At 72.9% G+C, this 14,090-nt stretch carries 13 protein-coding genes and 1 tRNA gene; 8 read left to right on the top strand and 6 right to left on the bottom strand.

Annotation, left to right across the window (positions count from 1 at the left end):
- The 4 genes from ngg to BFV98_RS14785 all read left to right on the top strand — a co-directional run bounded on the left by ngg (nucleotide 1) and on the right by BFV98_RS14785 (nucleotide 4,760).
- The gene (gene ngg / locus BFV98_RS14770; protein WP_071096730.1) at nucleotides 1–1,839 is read left to right on the top strand and encodes an N-acetylglutaminylglutamine synthetase; all 1,839 of its coding nucleotides are present in this window, start codon (nucleotides 1–3) and stop codon (nucleotides 1,837–1,839) included.
- The gene (locus BFV98_RS14775; protein ID WP_071096732.1) at nucleotides 1,836–3,020 is read left to right on the top strand and encodes an osmoprotectant NAGGN system M42 family peptidase; all 1,185 of its coding nucleotides are present in this window, start codon (nucleotides 1,836–1,838) and stop codon (nucleotides 3,018–3,020) included. Before ngg ends, BFV98_RS14775 begins: the two co-directional genes overlap by 4 nt.
- 304 nt (nucleotides 3,021–3,324) lie before the next feature.
- Nucleotides 3,325–4,254: a ribonuclease Z gene (locus BFV98_RS14780; RefSeq protein WP_071096734.1), complete on the top strand. Its 930-nt coding sequence runs from the start codon at nucleotides 3,325–3,327 to the stop codon at nucleotides 4,252–4,254.
- A complete protein-coding gene (locus BFV98_RS14785; RefSeq protein WP_030271234.1) occupies nucleotides 4,251–4,760 on the top strand; it encodes a GNAT family N-acetyltransferase in 510 nt (169 codons plus the stop codon). The genes BFV98_RS14780 and BFV98_RS14785 overlap by 4 nt, the downstream gene beginning before the upstream one ends.
- A gap of 89 nt (nucleotides 4,761–4,849) precedes the next feature.
- On the opposite strand, the gene BFV98_RS14790 is transcribed toward BFV98_RS14785, so the two are convergent.
- Both BFV98_RS14790 and BFV98_RS14795 read right to left on the bottom strand, forming a co-directional pair.
- Entirely contained in the window at nucleotides 4,850–6,220 is a 1,371-nt protein-coding gene (locus tag BFV98_RS14790; protein ID WP_013284121.1) for a cystathionine beta-synthase, read from the bottom strand.
- 76 nt (nucleotides 6,221–6,296) lie between these two features.
- Nucleotides 6,297–6,653 carry a YkvA family protein gene (locus tag BFV98_RS14795; RefSeq protein WP_013284120.1) on the bottom strand — a complete coding sequence of 119 codons (357 nt, stop codon included), beginning with the start codon at nucleotides 6,651–6,653 and terminating at the stop codon, nucleotides 6,297–6,299.
- 141 nt (nucleotides 6,654–6,794) lie between these two features.
- Here BFV98_RS14795 and BFV98_RS14800 point away from each other — a divergent pair, with 141 nt between their 5' ends.
- The 4 genes from BFV98_RS14800 (at nucleotide 6,795) to BFV98_RS14815 (ending at nucleotide 11,656) form a co-directional block, all read left to right on the top strand.
- The gene (locus BFV98_RS14800; RefSeq protein WP_071096736.1) at nucleotides 6,795–7,841 is read left to right on the top strand and encodes an SGNH/GDSL hydrolase family protein; all 1,047 of its coding nucleotides are present in this window, start codon (nucleotides 6,795–6,797) and stop codon (nucleotides 7,839–7,841) included.
- A 156-nt stretch (nucleotides 7,842–7,997) separates the two neighbouring features.
- A complete protein-coding gene (locus BFV98_RS14805; protein WP_013284118.1) occupies nucleotides 7,998–8,810 on the top strand; it encodes an SGNH/GDSL hydrolase family protein in 813 nt (270 codons plus the stop codon).
- Nucleotides 8,811–8,868: 58 nt separating this feature from the next.
- Nucleotides 8,869–10,131 carry an acetyl-CoA C-acetyltransferase gene (locus BFV98_RS14810; protein ID WP_013284117.1) on the top strand — a complete coding sequence of 421 codons (1,263 nt, stop codon included), beginning with the start codon at nucleotides 8,869–8,871 and terminating at the stop codon, nucleotides 10,129–10,131.
- Nucleotides 10,132–10,171: 40 nt separating this feature from the next.
- Nucleotides 10,172–11,656 (top strand): CYTH and CHAD domain-containing protein, encoded by a 1,485-nt coding sequence (locus BFV98_RS14815; RefSeq protein WP_071096738.1) that lies wholly within the window; start codon nucleotides 10,172–10,174, stop codon nucleotides 11,654–11,656.
- 109 nt (nucleotides 11,657–11,765) lie between these two features.
- On the opposite strand, the gene BFV98_RS14820 is transcribed toward BFV98_RS14815, so the two are convergent.
- The 4 genes from BFV98_RS14820 to BFV98_RS14835 all read right to left on the bottom strand — a co-directional run bounded on the left by BFV98_RS14820 (nucleotide 11,766) and on the right by BFV98_RS14835 (nucleotide 14,067).
- The gene (locus BFV98_RS14820; RefSeq protein ID WP_071096740.1) at nucleotides 11,766–12,086 is read right to left on the bottom strand and encodes a hypothetical protein; all 321 of its coding nucleotides are present in this window, start codon (nucleotides 12,084–12,086) and stop codon (nucleotides 11,766–11,768) included.
- 48 nt (nucleotides 12,087–12,134) lie between these two features.
- Nucleotides 12,135–12,893: a Bax inhibitor-1/YccA family protein gene (locus BFV98_RS14825; protein ID WP_013284114.1), complete on the bottom strand. Its 759-nt coding sequence runs from the start codon at nucleotides 12,891–12,893 to the stop codon at nucleotides 12,135–12,137.
- Between the two features lie 125 nt (nucleotides 12,894–13,018).
- Nucleotides 13,019–13,876: a Bax inhibitor-1/YccA family protein gene (locus tag BFV98_RS14830; protein WP_013284113.1), complete on the bottom strand. Its 858-nt coding sequence runs from the start codon at nucleotides 13,874–13,876 to the stop codon at nucleotides 13,019–13,021.
- 110 nt (nucleotides 13,877–13,986) lie between these two features.
- Nucleotides 13,987–14,067 (bottom strand) — tRNA-Leu (locus BFV98_RS14835).
- Between the last annotated feature and the right edge of the window lie 23 nt (nucleotides 14,068–14,090).

Here is a 14,090-nt window from a genome sequence, read left to right on the forward strand (position 1 = left end):
GTGACGGACACCCTCGCCACCGGAACGGCGCGTACCGACCGGGAACGGGTGCTGGGCCGGCGCCGGGAACTCACCGGCCCCGGCGGTGACCCGGTCGCACCGGGTACGCCGGAGCCGCGGCAGCCGGAGACCGCGTCCGCCGACGCCTCGGGCGTGGTGCTGGACTGCGGCTGGGGCCGGCTGGTGTTCGGGCAGACGTTCGACGACCAGGTGCACGTGGCCGACGTGCTGCGCTCCGAGGCGGTCGGCGCCCGGGACATCTGCATCTACCTGCGCGACCCGCACGTGCTGGTGTCCCGGCTGCCGGACGAGCTGTTCATCGACCCGTCGCTGACGTACCGGCTGCCGCTGGGCGAGAAGCGGCCCGCCGCCACCGAGGGTGGCGAGGTCCCCGGGCTGACCGTCCGGCCGCTGCGCGACGCCGCCGACGCCGAGGCGGTGAACCGGATCTACGCGCGCAACGGCATGGTCACCGCACCGGTCGAGGTGCTGGTGGACAACGCCGGCACGGACCGGTTCCTGCACCTGGTGGCCGAGGACACCACGGGTGAGGTGGTCGGCACCATCACCGGCGTGGACCACGTCGCGGTCTTCGGCGACCCGGAGAAGGGCGCCAGCCTGTGGTGCCTCACAGTCGACTTCAACACCGCCCCGCCCGGCACCGGGCAGGCGCTGCTCACCGCGCTCGCCGACCGGCTCGACGAGCGCGGCCGGGCGTTCGTGGACCTGTCCGTGCTGGCCGAGAACTCGGGCGCGATCCGGCTGTACGAGCGCCTCGGCTTCCACCGCACCGGCACGCTCTGCGTGAAGCGGAAGAACCCGATCAACGAGCGCCTGTTCCTGCCCGCCATGCCCGAGGGGTACGACGAGCTGAACCCGTACGCGAAGATCGTCGCGGACGAGGCGATGCGCCGCGGCATCCGGGTCGAGGTGACCGACCCGCACTGGGGTGAGCTGAAGCTGACCACCGGCGGCCGGACCATCCACACCCGCGAGTCGCTGTCGGAGCTGACCTCGGCGGTGGCGATGAGCCGCTGCGACGACAAGCGGGTGACCCGGCGCATCCTCACCGAGGCGGGGCTGTCGGTGCCGCGCGGGCGCACCGCCACGGGCGAGCCCGACGACGTGGCGTTCCTCGACGACGTGGGTCCGGTGGTGGTCAAGCCGGCGCGCGGCGAGCAGGGCAACGGCATCACCGTCGGCGTGCGTACGCCGGAGGCCCTCACCGCGGCCGTCGAGCTGGCCCGCCGGTTCTGCCCGGACGTGCTGATCGAGGAGCTGCGCGCGGGCGAGGACCTGCGGGTCGTGGTGATCGACCACGAGGTGGTCGCCGCCGCGGTGCGTCGGCCCGCGCAGATCACGGGCGACGGCGTGCACGACATCACCGAGCTGATCGAGCGGCAGAGCCGGCGCCGGGCGGCGGCCACCGGCGGTGAGTCCCGCATCCCGGTCGACGACATGACCCGCGAGGTGGTGGCCGAGGCCGGGTACCGGATGCACGACGTGCTCCCGGAGGGCGAGGTGCTGGCGGTCCGGCGGACGGCCAACCTGCACACCGGCGGCACGATCCACGACGTGACAGCCGAGCTGCACCCGGCGATCGCCGAGGCGTGCGTCACTGCCAGCCGGGCGCTGGACATCCCGGTCACCGGGCTGGACCTGCTGGTCCCCGCCCCCGACCGGCCGGAACACGTGTTCATCGAGGCGAACGAGCGGCCCGGACTGGCCAACCACGAGCCGCAGCCGACCGCCGAGCGCTTCGTCGACCTGCTCTTCCCGGGTACCCGGGCACCGCAGCGACTCTGGTCGCCGGCCGGTGCGGCAGGCTCTGGGGCATGACCGCACGCAAACCCCAACCGCTCAAGCTCGACCTCGACTACCTCCGCCAGGTGCTGGTGGAGCTGCTGGAGATCCCCAGCCCGTCGGGGCGCACCGACCACATCCAGCAGTACGTGGGCGAGCGGCTCTCCGCGATCGGGATCAGCTCCACGCTGACCCGTCGCGGGGCGCTGAGCGCCTGTCTGCCCGGCCCCCGGTCGACCGGCGCCGACCGGGCCGTGGTGGTGCACACCGACACCATCGGCGGCATGGTGAAGCGGCTCAAGGAGAACGGCCGGCTGGAGGTCAACCCGATCGGTACGCACAGCGCCCGCTTCGCCGAGGGCGCCCACGTGCGGATCTTCACCGACGACCTGGACCGGGTGGTCACCGGCCAGGTGCTGCCCCTGAAGGCGAGCGGCCACCGCTACAACGAGGCGGTCGACCTCCAGGGCGTCGGCTGGGAACTGGTCGAGGTGCGGGTGGACGAGCCCGTACACGACGAGGCCGGGCTGCGGGCGCTGGGCATCGACGCCGGGGACTTCGTCGCGTTCCTGCCCAACCCGACCATCACTTCGAACGGGTACGTCAAGTCGCGGCACCTGGACGACAAGGCGGGCGTGGCGGCGGTGCTGACCGCGTTCAAGGCGATGGTCGACGCCGGTGTCACCCCGGCGGTCACCGCGCACCTGCTGGTCACCGTCACCGAGGAGATCGGTCATGGCGCCAGCCACGGGCTGGACCCGGACGTCGCGGAGATCGTCTCGGTGGACGCGGCTGTAGTCGCGCCGGGCCAGCAGTCCCGGGAGACCGCCGCGACGCTGGCGATGGGCGACGGGGTCGGCCCGTTCGACTACCACCTGACCCGCAACCTCGCCTCGATCGCCAAGGAGCACGGCGTCGACCTGGTCCGCGACGTGTTCGACTACTACCGCTCGGACGTGGCCGCCGCGGTCGAGGCCGGGGCGCACGCCCGGGTGGCGCTGCTCGGGTTCGGCGTGGACGCCACCCACGGCCACGAGCGCACCCACCTCGACGGTCTGCACCAGCTCACCCAGCTGCTCTGCCTCTACCTCCAGAGCCCGCTGGTCTTCCCCGAGTGGGACGCCGAGCCGGAGGGCGACCTGGCCGACTTCCCGTCGCTCGCCGTGCAGCCGGCGAATGAAGAGGGCCCGCGCGAGGGCCCGATCGGCCTGGACTGACGCCTGTGATCGAAATCCGTTGCCGCGGCCGCCGGGAAGTGGATAGCGTGGCGGTACACGGGAAAGGAGGTGGTCCAGACTTGTATAGCAATCGGACTCGTGAGGTGGCTGTCCGCTAGCCGCTGTCCTCGACAGTGAAAACTCGTCCGCCGCGAGGCGGGCATGCACGATCGTCGAGACCGTGTGGCAGCGGTGCGGCGAAACCACGACAGCCACCCGACCCCCGGGGTGCCGGCCCAGTCCAGCCGGCCCGCGCGTGAGCGCGGAAGCCCCGGGGGTCGCTTTTTGCCTTCCGGAGGATGCCGTGTCCATGCGTGAGCTGGTGGTGCTCGGTACGGCCAGCCAGGCCCCGACCCGGCAACGCAACCACAACGGCTACCTGCTGCGCTGGGACGACGAGGTGATCCTCTTCGACCCGGGCGAGGGCAGCCAGCGGCAGATGCTGCACACCGAGGTCACCGCCACCGACCTGACCCGGATCTGCGTCACCCACTTCCACGGCGACCACTGCCTCGGCCTGCCCGGCATGATCCAGCGGCTCTCGCTCGACCGCGTACCGCGCCCGGTGGCTGTGCACTTCCCGGCCGGCGGCGCCGAGTACTTCGCCCGGCTGCGGCACGCCTCCAGCTTCTACGAGACCGCCGAACTCGCCGTCGAGCCGATCGACGACGACGGGCAGCGGATCACGCTGGGCGTCGGCACGCTGGAGGCCCGCCGGCTGCGGCACCCGATCGAGACGTACGGGTACCGCCTGGTCGAGCCGGACGGCTGCCGGATGCTTCCGGAGCGGCTGGCCGCGTACGGCATCGCCGGTCCGGACGTGGGGCGGCTGCTGCGCGACGGGCACCTGGACCGCGACGGACGCCGCGTCACCCGGGACGAGGTGAGCGTGAGCCGGCCGGGGCAGCGGTTCGCGTTCGTGATGGACACCGGGCTCTGCGACGGCGTGTACGCGCTGGCCGAGCACGCCGACCTGCTGGTGATCGAGTCGACGTTCCTGGAGTCCGAGGCGGCGCTCGCCGCCGAGGTCGGGCACCTCACCGCCGGTCAGGCCGCGCGGGTGGCGGCCGAGTCGGGGGTACGCACGCTCGTGCTCACCCACTTCTCCCAGCGGTACGCCGACCCGCGCCGGTTCCACGACGAGGCCCGGGAGCACTTCTCCGGTGATCTGGTGATCGCCGAGGATCTCCAGACGGTGCAGGTGCCGCCCCGGCGGGTACCGTCGCCCGGGTGACGATCTCCCTACGTTCCGCGACCGAGGCCGACCTGATGGCGGTCGGCGCCCTGCACCAGCGCTCCCGGACGGCGGCGTACTCGTCGTTCCTGCCGCCCGAGGCGCTCGCCGACCCGACGCCCGAGGCGATGGGCCGTTACTGGGTGGAGCGGCTGACCTGGGAGGGCGCCGACCACCGGATGACGGTGGCCGAGCGGGACGGGCGGCTGGTGGGCTTCAGCTACCTCGGGCCGGACGACGAGGGCGACCCGGCGACCGGGCTGCTCAACGCGATCCACCTGGAGCCGTCCGAGCGCGGCCGGGGCACAGGCCGGGCGCTGATGGTGGACGCGCTCGACGCGATGCGGGCCCGGGGATGGACGCGCGCGGTGCTGTGGGTGCTGCGGGACAACGCCGTCGCGCGGGGGTTCTACGAGCGCGGCGGCTGGACCGCCACCGGTGAGCAGCGGGACGAGCACATCGGCCGCGCGCTCGTCCCCCAGCTCCGCTACGCCCGCCGCTTGTAAGGAAGGGCCCCTTCTTAACGCCTCCGGTAGAGGAAGGGCCCCCTTTTAACACCGAGTGTTAAAAGGGGGCCCTTCCTTACACCGCAGGGTCAGCGGGCGCCGAGGTGGGCCAGCAGGTCCTGGCGGGTCAGCACGCCCTTGGGCTTGCCGTCTACCAGCACCAGCGCCGCGTCCGCCTTCTCCAGCAATCCGACCGCTTCGCTCACCGGCTGGCCGCCGCCGATCATCGGCAGCGGCTCGCCCATGTGCCGCTCGATCGTGTCGTGCAGGTGGGCCTGGCCGGTGAACAGCGCGTCGAGCAGGTCCTTCTCGGCGATCGAGCCGGCCACCTCACCGGTCACCACCGGCGGCTCGGCCTTGAGCACCGGGAGCTGGGAGACCCCGTACTCGCGCATGTAGTCGATCGCGTCGCGGACCGTCTCGGTCGGGTGCACGTGCACCAGCTCGGGCAGGCCACCGGGCTTGCCGGTGAGCGCGTCGGCGACGGTCGGCTCGGTGCCCGAGTCATCAAGGAAGCCGTACCGGGCCATCCACTTGTCGTTGAAGATCTTCGACAGGTAGCCCCGGCCGCCGTCCGGCAGCAGCACCACGATCACGTCGTCCGGGCCGGCCTTGCGGGCCACCTTTAGCGCGCCCACCACTGCCATGCCGCAGGAGCCGCCCACCAGCAGACCCTCCTCGCGGGCCAGTCGGCGGGTCATCTCGAAGGACTCCTTGTCCGACACCTCGACGATCTCGTCGGCGATCCCCCGGTCGTACGTCTCCGGCCAGAAGTCCTCACCGACACCCTCGACCAGGTACGGCCGGCCGGTGCCGCCCGAGTAGACCGAGCCCTCCGGGTCCGCGCCGATCACCTTGACCCGGCCCTCGGACGCCTCCTTGAGGTAGCGGCCGATGCCGGAGATGGTGCCGCCGGTGCCGACGCCCGCGACGAAGTGGGTGATCTTCCCCTCGGTCTGCCGCCACAGCTCCGGACCGGTGGTCTCGTAGTGCGAGCGCGGGTTGGCCGGGTTGCTGTACTGGTTGGGCTTCCACGCGCCGGGGATCTCCCGGGCCAGCCGGTCGGAGACGTTGTAGTAGGAGCGCGGGTCCTCCGGCGCGACGGCGGTCGGGCAGACCACCACCTCGGCGCCGTACGCGCGCAGCACGTCCTGCTTGTCCTGGCTGACCTTGTCCGGGCAGACGAAGACGCAGCGGTAGCCCTTGAGCTGGGCCACCAGGGCCAGCCCGACGCCCGTGTTGCCGCTGGTCGGCTCCACGATCGTGCCGCCCGGCCGCAGGATGCCCGCCTTCTCGGCGTCCTCCACCATGCGCATCGCGATCCGGTCCTTGACCGAGCCGCCCGGGTTCACGTATTCCACCTTCGCCAGCACGGTGGCCTGGATGCCCTCGGTGACGTTGCGCAGGCGTACCAGCGGGGTGTTGCCGATCAGCTCGACGACGTTGTCGTAGTACTGCACCTCGTTGTGCCCTTCGTCGCGCCGCCGTCGTGGGGCGGTCGGTCAGCCGTCAGTTCGCCGACCAGCGTACGTGCCGTCAGGGCACCACATGCCCGGGGATGACGGAGCTGCGACGTGCCTCCCACTCCAGGAACCGCTCGGTCTCGGCGAGCACGCTGCCGGCCAGCCAGGTGACCATGACCGCGTCGTCGGCCAGCCCGAAGATCGCCAGCGGGATCTCCGGGAGCAGGTCGATCGGGGAGACGATATACGCCGTCGCCCCGGCCATCAGCGCCAGGCGCAGGCCACCGTCGTACTCGCCCCTGGTGGTCGCGCGGATCATCCGCGGCAGCGCCGCCAGCCGTGCCCCGAGCGACGGCCCGCCCCGCGTGCCCGCCGCCAGCGCCCGGGCCAGCGCCGCGAACGCGGCACTGCGCTTCAACATCTTCCCCATGATTTCGCCCCTCTCCGCCCGACCATGGTGCGGCCCGGTGGCAAGCCCGCGTCCGCTGCACCCATCGGTACCCGATCCGGGCACCGCCCAGCCATCCGATCAAGGACAGCAGTGGTCGTACCGGCGCGATACTGTCGGTTCATGGGGGACGCTGGTTCCGTCGCGCCGGTCCGCCGGCAGCGCGCCCGGCAGATCGCCCGCCTCGCGGCGATCGGCACGGGCGCCACGGTGGCGGCCACCGCCGCCACCGGCGGGGTGCTGCTCGGCCAGGCCCGTCAGGCCCGCCGCACCATCCCGATGGCGCAGGCCCCGCCGCCGCGCTGCGACGGTGTGTACGGCGCGAGACTGCCCGGCCCGCCGATCACCATGGTCATCCTGGGCGACTCCTCAGCGGCCGGGTACGGCGTGCACAGGCGCCGGGAGACACCGGGCTCGCTGCTGGCCACCGGGCTGTCCCGCCGCCTGCACCGGCCGGTCCGGCTGCACCGGTTCGCCGTGGTCGGTGCGCTGTCCTCAGGGCTGAAGCCGCAGGTCGAATCCGCCCTGGAGGTCGAGCCGGACGTGGCCGTGATCCTGGTCGGCGGCAACGACGTCACCAACCGCTCACCGTTCTCGGTAGCGGTGCGCTACCTGGTCGACGCGGTCCGTACGCTCCGGGCGGCCGGCTGCGAGGTGGTCGTCGGCACCTGCCCCGACCTGGGCACCATCCGGCCGATCCAGCCGCCGCTGCGCTGGCTGGCCCGGCGCTGGAGCCGCCAGCTCGCCGCCGCGCAGACGGTGGGCGTGGTCGAGGCCGGCGGCCGTGCCGTCTCGCTCGGCGACATGCTCGGGCCGCGGTTCGCCGCCGAGCCCGGGCGGATGTTCGCCTGGGACCGGTTCCACCCCTCCGCCGAGGGGTACGCGATAGCCGCGGCGGCGTTGCTGCCCACCGTGCTGTCCGCGTTGGGCGCGGTCCCGGAACGCAGGCCTGTCCTGCCCGGCGTGGAAGGCGTACGGTCGCTCCCGGAGGCCGCCCACCAGGCGGCCCGGCACGCCGGCACGGAGGTCAGCGGCGCCCAGCTCCGGGGTCGCGACCGCGGACCGGGCGGGCGGTGGGCGCAGCTTCGCCGGCGGGCCTTCTTCGGCGTCGGCGCGGTGCCACCGATCGGCAGCGCCGCCGACTCGGCAACGCTGGAGGGAACGTCATGAGCGAGCGCAGCGAGCGAATCAGCCGGCTCAGCGCGAAGGTGCCTCATGGCGGCACGGAGCGAAGCGGAGTGACGTCATGAGCGAGCGCAGCGAGCGAATCGGCCGGCTCAGCGCGAAGGTGCCTCATGGCGGCACGGAGCGAAGCGGAGTGACGTCATGAGCGAGCGGAACGAGGTGGCCCGGTGGGGCCGGGCGGCGGCCCTGTCGCTGCTGGCCGGGACGGTGGGCGGCGCGGCGGTCCTCGCCGGCCAGGCCATCGCCGCCCGCACCCGCGAGTACGCCCAGCCCGAGCTGGGTCTGGTGCTGCGCGCGACGGTCGGTCGCGCCGACGCGCCGCCGCTGCGGCTGGTGCTGCTGGGCGACTCGTCGGCGCTCGGCGTGGGCGTCGACCGGTTCGAGGACACCATCGGCGGTCAGCTCGCCAACCTGCTCGCCGAGGGGCCGACCGGCCGCCGGGTGCAGCTGTCCAGCGTGGGGGTCTCCGGCTCGCGCGCCACCGACCTGGCCACCCAGGTGGCCCGGGCGCTGCTCGGTGAGCGGCCGGACGTGGCTGTGGTGCTGATCGGGGCGAACGACGCCACCGCGATGTCCCGGCCCGGCGACGCGGCGGCCTATCTCGGCTCGGCGGTACGCCGTCTGCGGGAGGCGCACGTCGAGGTGGTGGTGGGCACGTGCCCCGATCTCGGCGCGGTACGCGCGGTCGCCGCACCGTTGCGTCAGGTGCTCGGCTGGTCCGGGCGGCGGATGGCGCGGGCCCAGACCGCGGCCGTGCTGAACGCCGGCGGAACCGTCGTCGACCTGGGCACCGAGACCGGTCCGGTGTTCCGCGCGGACGCGGGCACGCTCTGCCACGACGGCTTCCACCCGTCGGCCGACGGGTACCGGGTCTGGGCGCACGCCCTGCTCCCGGCGGTCGAGGCCGCGGCGGCCGTCGCGTTCCGGCACCACCGGCGACCGCCCACGGGGTGACATTTCCCGCCCGCCTCGCGGCTTCCCGGGCATGTTACTCGCGCGTTAACGTTGGTTCATGCCGATTGAGTCGCCCCGCGACGCCGTCATCGTCGCCACCGCCCGGTCCCCCATCGGCCGCGCGTTCAAGGGTTCCCTCCGCGAGGTCCGCCCGGACGACCTCGCCGCCACCATCGTCCAGGCCGCCCTCGACAAGGTCCCGGCGCTCGATCCCACCACCATCGACGACCTCTACCTCGGGTGCGGTCTGCCCGGCGGCGAGCAGGGCTTCAACATGGCCCGGGTGGTCGCCACCCTGATGGGCCTGGACGGCCTGCCCGGCGCCACGCTGACCCGCTACTGCGCGTCCTCGCTCCAGACCACCCGGATGGCGATGCACGCGATCCGGGCCGGTGAGGGTGACGTGTTCATCTCCGCCGGTGTGGAGATGGTCTCCCGGTACGCGCGGGGCAACTCGGACACGCTGCCGCCGGAGGCGCAGGCCCTCGTCGGCGGCGGCTGGGAGAACCCGCGCTTCGCCGAGGCCCGGGAGCGTTCCGCGGCCCGCGCCCAGGGCGGCTCCGAGGTGTGGACCGACCCGCGCGAGGCCGGGCAGCTCCCCGACATCTACCTCGCCATGGGGCAGACCGCGGAGAACCTGGCCCAGGCGTACGACGTGACCCGCGAGGACATGGACGCGTTCGGCGTCCGCAGCCAGAACCTCGCCGAGAAGGCGATCGCTGACGGCTTCTGGGCCCGTGAGATCACCCCGGTCACAACGCCGGACGGCACGGTGGTCAGCACCGACGACGGCCCGCGTGCCGGTGTGACACTGGAGGCGGTGGCCGGTCTGAAGCCGGTGTTCCGCCCGGACGGCCGGATCACCGCTGGCAACTGCTGCCCGCTCAACGACGGCGCCGCCGCCGTGGTGATCATGAGCGCGCAGCGCGCGTCCGAGCTGGGGCTCACCCCGCTGGCCCGGATCGTCTCCACCGGTGTCACCGCGCTCTCCCCCGAAATCATGGGTCTGGGCCCGGTCGAGGCGTCGAAGCAGGCGCTCAAGCGGGCCGGCATGACCATCGACGACGTCGACCTGGTCGAGATCAACGAGGCGTTCGCCGCCCAGGTGATCCCCTCGTACCGGCAGCTCGGCATCCCGGAGGAGAAGCTGAACGTCGCCGGTGGCGCGATCGCCGTCGGTCACCCGTTCGGCATGACCGGTGCCCGGATCACCGGCACGCTGCTCAACGCGCTGGAGTGGCACGACAAGACCATCGGTCTGGAGACCATGTGCGTCGGCGGTGGCCAGGGCATGGCGATGGTGCTCGAACGACTGAGCTGAGACCGGTTCGCCGGTGCGCGGGCCGGGTACGGGAGGCCGCATGGCGACCGTCGTGGAACGTGAGCGCAAGTACTCCGGCGACGAGGGTTTCCGGCTGCCCGACCTGACCGGGTGCGGTGGCGTCGTGACCATGTCCGACGCCACCGTCTCGGATCTGGACGCCGTCTACTGGGACACCGACGACCTGCTCCTGCTGCGCAGCGGGCACGCGCTGCGCCGGCGTACCGGTGGGCACGACGCGGGCTGGCACCTCAAGGTGGGCGCGGTCGGTGGCGCCCGGGTCGAGCACCAGTTCCCGGCCGGGGCGTCCGACGACGGCCCGCCGCCCGAGCTGGTCGCGCTGATCCGGGGCGCGTCGCGCGGCCAGCCTGTGGCACCGGCGGCCCGGGTCGTCAACCGCCGCCGGGAACACCGGCTGCTGGGCGCGGACGGCCGGGTGCTTGCCGAGGTGGCCGAGGACGACGTCCGATCCGAGGACCTGGTGGACGGCGCCGCGCGGACCTGGCACGAGATCGAGATCGAGCTGGTCGAGGGCGACGAGGCGCTGCTCGACGCACTCGGCGAGCAGCTTCGCGCGGCAGGCGCCCGCGAGGTAACGGTCAGCAAGTCGCACCGGGCCGTCGCCGGCCGGACCGAGGGCTTCGACGACCCGGAACCGGACGGACCGGCGGCGCCGGTCCTCGCGTACGTCCGGGTGCAGCGGGACGCGATCGTCGGCAACCACGCGGCCGCGTACCAGGGGAACGAGGACGCGGTCCACGACATGCGCGTCGCGACCCGCCGGTTGCGGGCGACCCTGCGCACCTTCCGGGGGTTGTGGGACCGCCGGGAGAGCGAGGCGGTCCGGGCCGAGCTGCGCCGGCTCGGCGGCGAGCTGGGCCGGGTCCGCGACACCCAGGTGATGGCCGCCCGGCTCACCGAGGCGGTGCACGAGCTGCCGGACGAGCTGGTGCTCGGCCCGGTCGCGGCGCGGATCGGCGAACGGTTCGCCGCCGACCTGGCCGAGGCGACCACCGCGCTGCGGTCCGCGCTGGACTCCGACCGCTACCCCGCCCTGCTGACCCGCCTCGACCGGCTGGCCGACGCCCCGCCCGCCGACGTCGGCCGGCGCTGGACGGACCGCCGGATCCGCAAGGCGGTGCGCCGCGCCGACACCCGGCTGGACCGGGCGCTCGCCACCACCGGGCCGGACGGGGACGCCGCGCTGCACGAGGCACGCAAGAAGCTCAAGGCCGCCCGCTACGCGGTCGAGGTGCGCGAGCCGGCCGCCGGCAAGCGTGCCGCCCGCCTGGTGAAGCGGTTCAAGGCGCTCCAGGATCTGCTCGGCACCCACCAGGACTCGGTGGTCACGCGGGAGGTGCTGCGGCGGCAGGCGCTCCAGGCGTACGCCGACGGCGAGAACACGTTCACCTACGGCCTGCTGCACGCGAGGCAGGCCGAGACCGCCGGCCACGACCGCCCCGCGGTCCTGCGGGCCCGCGACCGGTCACGACACCGCAAGGTACGCCGCTGGCTGAAGCCCTGACCGTCCTCCCCTTCTCCCCGTCCCCCACTCCGTCGATCATGAAGTTGACGGGGATCCGCGTCCGTTTTGTCGCCGCCAACTTCATGATCAACCCGGCTAAGGGCGGGGGTCAGAGGGCGGTGCGGGTTCGGGTTACCTGGGCGGTGGCCTCGGTGAGCACCGGCTCGGGCGGGTCGGCGAGCGTCAGGTCGGTGGTGACCACGCGGAGCTGGTCGGGCAGCGCCAGGTCGCTGGGGAGGCGGGGCACCTCGCGGCGCGGCTCACCGGCCGCGTCGGCGGCCAGGTTGGCGATCTCCTGGACCAGCTTGTGCACCAGGTCGGCGCGGGACACGTTGCCGCCGTCCGCCTTGGCCGACCAGCGCGGCTGCTGCCAGTGCCCGACCTGTCGGACCAGCAGGGTCACCGCCCGGTCCAGTTCCGCTGCGCTCATCGCCGCCGAGTCTACGGCGACACCAGGCCGGAGCGTGCTCAGCCGACGTCAGCGGCGTACGTAGCTGAGCAGGCGGAGGATCTGCCAGTACAGGAAGATCAGCCCGACCAGCAGACCGAAGGCGCAGTACCAGGCGTAGCGGCGGGGCAGCCGGTTCGCGGCCGACCGCTCGACCAGGTCGAAGTCGAGGATGAAACTGAGCGCGCCCGCGATGATCGCCACCACCGAGAACAGGTACGGCAGCCAGCCCACCCTGTCGCTGAGGCTGTAGACGACCACCCCCTGCCGCCCGGTGAACAGGTACGCGACCAGGTTGACCAGGCCGATCGCCACGATCCCGACGAGCGTGCCGATGACCAGCCGGGCCAGGCGCGGGGTGGCGCGTACCAGCCGGGCCCGGTAGAGCACGGCCATGCCGAGGAAGACGCCGAACGTGCCGATCACCGCCTGCGCCACGATGCCCGGGTAGACCATCTCGAAGGCGCGGCTGGCCACCCCGAGCAGCAGGCCCTGGAGCACCGCGTACCCGACGATGATCGGCGGGCTGGTGATCTGCTTCAGCGAGATGACGAGCACCAGGGCGAGGCTGGCCAGCGCGCTCCCGGCGAGCGCGGCGGAGATCCACGCGGCCTGCGGCACCACCACCCAGGACACCGCCGCCGTGACGCCGGTGATCAGCAGCAGTCCCACGGTCCGGCTGATCACGTCGGCCACCGTCATCGTGTCGGCGGTCCCGACGCCGAGCACCTGCCGCTCGGCGCGGCCGACGTCGTCCAGCCGGTCCAGCACCGGGTTGGCACTGCGCACCGTGACCACCTCCCGCCCACGTACCCGGATCCCACTCTGCCCCGGGCGGTCCGGCGGGGACGGGGAAACGGCGACGCCCGCCGCCGCGGATGCGGCAGGCGGGCGTCGTCGGGGAGGGCGTGATGTCAGTCGTCGCCCTGGAAGTAGCTGAGCAGCCGCAGGATCTCGATGTAGAGCCAGACCAGGCCGACCACGATGCCGAAGGCGGCGGTCCAGGAGTAGCGCTGCGGGAGGCCCATCCGGACCCCCTCCTCGATGTCGGCGAAGTTGAGCACGAAGCTCAGCGACGCCACCACGATGCAGACCAGGCTGAAGCCGATCGCGAGCGGGCTGCCGTCACGCAGGTGCGTGTTCACGCCGAACAGCGCCAGCACCAGGTTGACCAGCATCACGCCGAACAGGCCGGCCATGATCGCCACCATGATCCGGGCGAACTTCGGCGTGGCCCGGATGATCCGCGCCTTGTAGATCATCGCCATCAGGAAGAACACGCCGAACGTGGCCACGACCGCCTGGAGCACGATGCCGTCGTAGAGCGACTCGAACGCCTTGCTGACCATGCCGACGAAGACGCCCTCGATGACCGAGTACGCCACGACGAGCGCCGGGTTGGCCATCCGCGAGAACGAGATGATCAGGCCGAGCACCAGGCCGACGACCGCGGCGCCGATCCACGCGACGCCGACGAGCGAGTCCGGCACGAGCACCCAGGCCGCCGCGGCCGAGGCGCCGAGGATGGCGAGCATGAGGACCGTCTTGACGACCACGTCGTCGAGGGTCATCGGGGTCACGGTGGGCGGGGCCACCGGCTGGCCGTAGCCGCCCGGGTAGGGCTGGGCGTAGGGCTGCTGGGGGTACTGCTGCTGCGGGTACTGCTGGGGGTATCCGGGCTGACCGTACGGCCCGGGCTGGGCGTACCCGGCCGCCCGCTCACGCTCTGCCGCCTGGCCGAGCCGGGCGAGCACCGGGTTCGAGGTCTTCACTTCTCAGGCCTCCCTCAGGGGGTCGATCGCACGTAGACGTGCTACTCCAGGGTAGACGTGGCCGCAATCGCGCGTGCTACGGCTAGCTGTGGGAAAGCTGAGAGTTCACGTGCCCGGGGCGGGGGTCGAACCCGCACGCCTTGCGGCAGCCGCTTTTAAGGCGGCCGTGTCTGCCGTTCCACCACCCGGGCGGGTGACACCGGCGCGTCGACAC

The sequence above is a fragment of the Micromonospora sp. WMMB235 genome, assembly GCF_001855515.1.
Lineage (GTDB): Bacteria > Actinomycetota > Actinomycetes > Mycobacteriales > Micromonosporaceae > Micromonospora > Micromonospora aurantiaca.